Source organism: Betaproteobacteria bacterium (assembly GCA_016791345.1).
GTDB lineage: Bacteria > Pseudomonadota > Gammaproteobacteria > Burkholderiales > JAEUMW01 > JAEUMW01.
The window spans coordinates 1-4750 of the sequence record JAEUMW010000287.1; the positions used below are offsets into that span (position 1 = coordinate 1).

General features: G+C 65.5%; 7 protein-coding genes. All 7 read left to right on the forward strand.

Annotation, left to right across the window (positions count from 1 at the left end):
* Positions 1-43: 43 nt before the first annotated feature.
* A complete protein-coding gene (locus JNK68_11460; GenBank protein ID MBL8540972.1) occupies positions 44-391 on the forward strand; it encodes a winged helix-turn-helix transcriptional regulator in 348 nt (115 codons plus the stop codon).
* A 69-nt stretch (positions 392-460) separates the two neighbouring features.
* Complete coding sequence (locus tag JNK68_11465) at positions 461-2332, forward strand: O-antigen ligase C-terminal domain-containing protein (protein ID MBL8540973.1); 1872 nt, start codon at positions 461-463, stop codon at positions 2330-2332.
* On the forward strand, positions 2214-2642 hold the full coding sequence (locus JNK68_11470) for a rhodanese-like domain-containing protein (protein MBL8540974.1): 429 nt from the start codon (positions 2214-2216) through the stop codon (positions 2640-2642). The genes JNK68_11465 and JNK68_11470 overlap by 119 nt, the downstream gene beginning before the upstream one ends.
* Complete coding sequence (gene grxC, locus JNK68_11475; GenBank protein ID MBL8540975.1) at positions 2639-2905, forward strand: glutaredoxin 3; 267 nt, start codon at positions 2639-2641, stop codon at positions 2903-2905. The genes JNK68_11470 and grxC overlap by 4 nt, the downstream gene beginning before the upstream one ends.
* A gap of 144 nt (positions 2906-3049) precedes the next feature.
* Positions 3050-3517 (forward strand): protein-export chaperone SecB, encoded by a 468-nt coding sequence (gene secB, locus JNK68_11480; GenBank protein ID MBL8540976.1) that lies wholly within the window; start codon positions 3050-3052, stop codon positions 3515-3517.
* A 7-nt stretch (positions 3518-3524) separates the two neighbouring features.
* Complete coding sequence (locus tag JNK68_11485) at positions 3525-3974, forward strand: hypothetical protein (GenBank protein ID MBL8540977.1); 450 nt, start codon at positions 3525-3527, stop codon at positions 3972-3974.
* Positions 3971-4750, forward strand: a 780-nt coding sequence (locus tag JNK68_11490) for an NAD(P)-dependent glycerol-3-phosphate dehydrogenase (GenBank protein ID MBL8540978.1), incomplete at its 3' end; no start/stop codon positions are given. The genes JNK68_11485 and JNK68_11490, both read left to right, overlap by 4 nt.

Consider the following 4750-nt stretch of genomic DNA (forward strand, 5'->3'; position numbering starts at 1 on the left):
ACAACGCCAGCGATCATGTATATTAGTATTTCAAGAGATGCAAATGAGCACTTCCTCGTCCGCCAAGTCGAAGACCACTGCGATCGCGCACGATCTGATCGACAAGGACGAACACATCGAGCGCGCCGCGCGGGCGATGAAATCCATCTCCCATCCGCTCCGCCTCAAGATCCTTTGCGTGCTCGGTGATCGCGAGGTGAGCGTGCAGGAGATCGTCGACGCGGTCGGGACGACGCAAAGCAATATCTCCCAGCATCTTGCGATCCTGCGCGACAAGGGCGTTCTGCGAACCCGCAAGGATGCAAATCGCGTCTACTACCGCGTCGCCGACACGCGCACCCTCAAATTGATTGGAATGATGCGTGATCTGTTCTGCGGTGGATCCGCGTAGACTTCCGCGGCGGCTTCCATCTGCCGCGCTTCGGGCGGCCACGAAGACGAGGACGCAACGGAACACCGCTTGAGACCACCGCGTGCGGGTGTCCCGGTTGCCGCCCACCTCGCCCTGGTTTGTGCCGGGGCGATGTGGATCCTGCCGTTCCTGAGCCCGCTCCACTATTACCCCATCCCGACCTTTCACGGCGAACTCACGGCAGTCGCGCTCGGCCTCGCGGCGCTGACGTTGTGGATCCTCGGGCGAGGATTGGCGCCGACGCAGCTGCCGGCAACGGTATTGCTGCCGCTCTTCCTGGTCGCATTGATCGCGCTGCAGATGGCGTTGGGAAGACTCGCCAACCCGCTCGATGGTGTCGTCGGGGCGCTCTGCCTGCTGTGGGCAGCCGCCGTGATCTGGCTCGGCGCCGAACTGCGGGACCACTACGGTGTCGCGCGCGTCGTCGCGTTGTTCGCCTGGTGCGCGTTGATCGGCGCGCTCGCCTCGGCCGCGATCGGCCTCTTCCAGCAGTACGCGCCCGACGCGATCGGCCGTGTCGCCATGCGGCGCATGACCCCGGCGATCTATGCCAATCTCGGGCAGCCCAATCATCTCGCGCACCAGCTCGCTCTCGGGTTGGCGTCGCTCTTGTATCTCTGCGCGACCCGTCGCCTCGCCGTGACCGTCACCGGCGTCCTTGCGGTGGTCCTGTTGTTCGTGTCCGCGCTTGCGCAATCGCGCAGCCCCTGGCTGTATTTCACGGCCTTTGCGGTTCTTGCGGGGTTCCATGGCCGCCGACTCGAACCTCCAGCGGGACGCCGCCTTTTCCACGGATCGCTTCTGCTGCTCGCCGGGATCGGGGCGGCACAATGGGCGGCCGAGCTTCCCTTCCTTCAGCCTGCGTCCTATGTCATGGCGCCGATGGAGCGTCTCTTCGAGGTCGCGTCGGGCTGGTCGCTGCGCGTGGACGTGTGGCGGCAGGCGTGGCAGATGTTCGCGGCCGCACCGTTGCTGGGTGTCGGGTTCGGGCAGTTCGCACGGTGGCACTTCCTTCAGGTGTCCGCGGCGGAACCGGCCGTCGCCCCCGGCCTCTACGACCACGCGCACAACCTGTTTCTGCAACTTGCGGCGGAGCTTGGGGTTTTCGCTGCCGCCGCGGCAGTCGTGGCGACTGTGGCGTGGCTGTGGGGTGTCGCGCGTGAGCAAGCATCACCGGAGCGTTGGTGGATCCTCTCCGTCGCCGCCGTGGCCGGTATCCACAGCCTGCTAGAATATCCCTTCTGGTACGCGTATTTTCTGGGCGTTGGCGCGCTTGTCGCGGGCCTGGCAGAACGGCATCGCGTGCGACTGCCGAGGATTCTTTCGCGACGCGCCGTGTTCGCGACGGGCGTGCTCGTCGGCTGGTTGCTGTGCTTCTGGCTGTACCTCGATTACACCCGCATCGAAGGACTCAGCGTCAACCTGTTCACCGCCGGATCGGGCGGCGATCGCATGGCGCGGGTGCGGCAGACGCTGCACGAGGTCGAGGGTCATACGCTGCTGCAGCCTTACGTCGATCTCGGTCTCGCGAACGCAGAGGTCTTGAGCGGGGAACGGCTGCAGGAGAAGCTCGAACGCAATTCGCGCGTGCTGCAGTTCGCGCCGACGCGAGAGGTTGCCTATAAGCAGGCAGTGTTGCTCGCGTTGGACGGGCAGGCGGTGGCCGCGCAGCAACAACTCGCCCGCAGCGCGGCGTACTATCCGGGGTTTCTTCCCACCTTCGTACGGGTGCTGCAGGAACTCGAAGGAACTGATCCCGCCGCAATCGGTCCGTTGCTGCGCTATGCAAAGGAAAGGCTGAATGAGACCCGACATCGTGCAGTTCGTCCAGACCAACATCTGGTTGATTCTCATCGCGCTGGCGAGCGGCGGCATGCTGCTGTGGCCGACGTTGCGGCGCGCCGTGCAAGGGGGGGGTGAGGTCGGCACGCTGGAGGCGACACAGCTCATCAATCGCCGCGATGCGGTCGTCCTCGATGTGCGCGAGGCCGCCGAGTATGCCGCGGGCCACCTGCCGAACGCCAAGCATATTCCCCTTGGACAACTGGCGTCGCGCCTGAAGGAACTCGATAGGTTCAAGGAACGGCCGATCGTCATCACCTGCGGCAGCGGCAACCGTTCCGGCTCTGCGCAGAGCCTGCTCAAGAAGAACGGCTTCAAGGAGGCGGTCAACCTGAAGGGCGGTATTGCCGCCTGGCAGCAGGCGAGTCTGCCCCTGGAGAAGAAGTGAAATCCGAAGTGTCGATGTATGCGACCGGCGTGTGCCCGTACTGCGTGATGGCGGAACGGCTCCTGCGCGCGAAGGGCGTCACCGAGATCCGCAAGATTCGCGTCGACCTCGAGCCGGAGCGACGGATCGAGATGACCGAGCGAACGGGGCGCCGCACGGTGCCACAGATCTACATCGGCGACCACCATGTCGGCGGTTTCGACGATCTCTCCGCCCTGGAGCGCGCGGGGCGTCTCGAGCCATTGCTGAATGGCGAAGCCTGAGCCCGCGGGTGCACCTCGTCTGTCCATCCTGTTTCAGCGTCAACCGCGTTCCGGACGGGCCCTTGCAGGAATATCCCGCGCACGCCGACATGCGCCGGACGCGCTGCACATCGGTTATCATCCATAATTTTCCCGAGGTGCCGCATGACCGAGCCAGCACAGGAACAACCTCATTTCTCCATCGAGAAGCTCTACGTCAAGGATCTCTCCCTGGAGATTCCGAATGCCCCGCAGATCTTCCTCGAGCGCGACGCGCCGCAGGTCGACGTGCAGATCCAGACCCAGGGAAAGGGCGTGCAGGACGGCATCTACGACGTCGTGCTGTCGATTACCGTGACCGCCAAGCTGGGTGAGCGGACGGTGTTCCTGGTCGAAGTCGCGCAGGCAGGCATCTTCCAGATCCGCAACGTCCCCGAAGCCGACCTGCAAGGCGTGCTCGGCATTGCCTGCCCCAACATCCTTTTTCCGTACGCACGCGAAGTAGTGTCGGATGCGGTCACCCGTGCCGGTTTCCCGCCAGTGGTGCTGAACCCCATCAATTTCGAGGCGCTCTACCAGCAGCGCCTGCAGCAGGAGGCCGCCGAAGCGGCCGGCCCCGTCACCACGCACTGAATCCGCAATGAAGCTGGCATCGGTCCGGCTGCTCGCGGTCCTCGGTGCGGTGCTGGCGGGGGCGGCGACGGCAGCGGACTTTCGTTCCGTCGGCGATGCGCCGGCCGTTGGCGTCGACGCGCCTTCGGCACGCGGCAAGAAGACGTACATCTACGGCGCCGGTTATCCCCTCGAAGTGATCATCAATCTCGATGGGGGCTGGACCAAGGTGCGCGATGCGACCGGCGATTTTGCCTGGATCGAGGACAAGGCGTTCGGTGATCGTCGGACCGTTCTCGTGAAGGCGCCCGTTGCCGACGTCAGGCAGGCGCCGGACGACGGTGCTCCCATCCTGTTTCAGGTCGAGAAGAATGTGCTGATGGAGTGGGTCGGCCCATCGACCGCGGGCTGGGTGCAGGTGCGGCTCGGCGATGGTCAGAGCGGGTACGCGAAGATCTCGCAATTGTGGGGCGCATGAGGATTGCAGTTCTGGGCGCCGGCGCATGGGGTACCGCGCTCGCCCTGAGCTTCGCAGCCCGGCACGACGTCTCGTTATGGGTGTGGGACGCCGCGCAGCTCGACGAGATGCGTCGCGCGCGGGAGAACGTGCGCTTCCTGCCGGGTTTTCCCTTGCCGGATGCAATCACCCTGACGGGTGATCTGGCAGCAGCGTTGGCGGGCGCCGAACTGGCGCTGGTCGTCGTGCCGACCTCGGCGCTCCGCGAGACCTTGCGCAACATCGCTGCGTGCGCTCGCACGGTGCCGGTCGTCTGGGCGAGCAAGGGGTTCGAGGCAGAAGACGCCCGGCTGCCACACCAGGTCGCCGACGAGGAACTGGCCGCCGCGGTGCCGCGCGGAGCGCTTTCCGGACCCAGCTTCGCGCTCGAAGTTGCACGGGGTCTGCCCACTGCGGTTGCCCTCGCGGCGACCGACAACGCCTTTGCCAGCGAGATGGCGCGGCGACTCCACAGTCCGCGGCTGCGCATCTATTCGAGCGACGATCTGGTGGGAGCAGAGGTCGGCGGCGCGGTCAAGAATGTGATTGCCATCGCTGCCGGTGTCGCCGACGGCTTGGGTTTCGGTCACAACGCCCGTGCCGCGCTCATCACGCGGGGCCTGGCCGAGATCACGCGCCTCGGCGTGCAACTCGGCGGGCGGCCGGAAACGTTCATGGGTCTGGCTGGGGCGGGCGATCTCATCCTCACCTGCACCGGCGATCTTTCCCGCAATCGCCGGGTCGGCCTCCTGCTGGCG

Coding starts and splice junctions, on each gene's coding strand:
- JNK68_11460 (MBL8540972.1), top strand. CDS start 44: ATGAGCACTTCCTCGTCCGCCAAGTCGAAGACCACTGCGATCGCGCAC.
- JNK68_11470 (MBL8540974.1), top strand. CDS start 2,214: ATGAGACCCGACATCGTGCAGTTCGTCCAGACCAACATCTGGTTGATT.
- secB (MBL8540976.1), top strand. CDS start 3,050: ATGACCGAGCCAGCACAGGAACAACCTCATTTCTCCATCGAGAAGCTC.
- JNK68_11485 (MBL8540977.1), top strand. CDS start 3,525: ATGAAGCTGGCATCGGTCCGGCTGCTCGCGGTCCTCGGTGCGGTGCTG.